The organism is Xanthovirga aplysinae (assembly GCF_009711365.1).
GTDB lineage: Bacteria > Bacteroidota > Bacteroidia > Cytophagales > Cyclobacteriaceae > Xanthovirga > Xanthovirga aplysinae.
This window is the reverse complement of record NZ_SMMB01000195.1, coordinates 1-646: the sequence shown is the minus strand read 5'-3', so window position 1 is coordinate 646 and position 646 is coordinate 1. Positions and strand designations below refer to the sequence as shown.

Annotated in this window: 1 protein-coding gene; it reads right to left on the bottom strand. The window is 33.6% G+C overall.

Annotation, left to right across the window (positions count from 1 at the left end; all coding sequences use genetic code 11):
- Window positions 1-646: ABC transporter permease (locus E1171_RS00385; RefSeq protein WP_155203012.1), on the bottom strand; the 646-nt coding region annotated here is incomplete at both ends.

The following is a 646-nucleotide window of genomic DNA, read 5'->3' as shown; positions in this document are numbered from 1 at the left end:
AGTGCAATGATAGTGCCCACCAAAATAAAAATGGAATACTGAATTTCAACTTTCGAGCTAAAATTGTTAAGCCATTGCTGAAGAAAATAATAGGTAGGAGCTATGGATATAATCAGCGCTATTACTAATAGAACGGTATAATCTTTAAAGACATTTGTGAAAAGGCCCTTGTATGATGCCCCACATATTCTTCTTATCGTGAGTTCCCTCTTTCTAATAATTAAAGAAAAGGAGATGATGGCAATAATTCCCACAAAAGAAAGAATTAATGCTATAGATGCTAACACCTCTACAGATGACTTAAGTTGTTTAACATCTTTATATTGCCCTTCTATATCTTCATCTAAAAAGGAATAATTCATAGCCACCTTGGGTTTTGTTTTCTTCCAGGTAGAAACTACATTATCAATTATTTCAGCCTGGTTGGTACCGTTTAATTTTAAAGCCAGCATTTCAAAATCAAACCACCTATAATGGATTATTAATGGTTTAATAGTTTCAGTGAGAGAAGCATAATGAAAATCCTTCACCACCCCAACTATATTTCCTGTTTTCTCTATCCCTTCATTACTGATTTTTTTCCCCAATGCATCATCAGGAGTATTATAACCTAAAGCTTCTGCCGCCTTTTGATTAATAAGAAAAC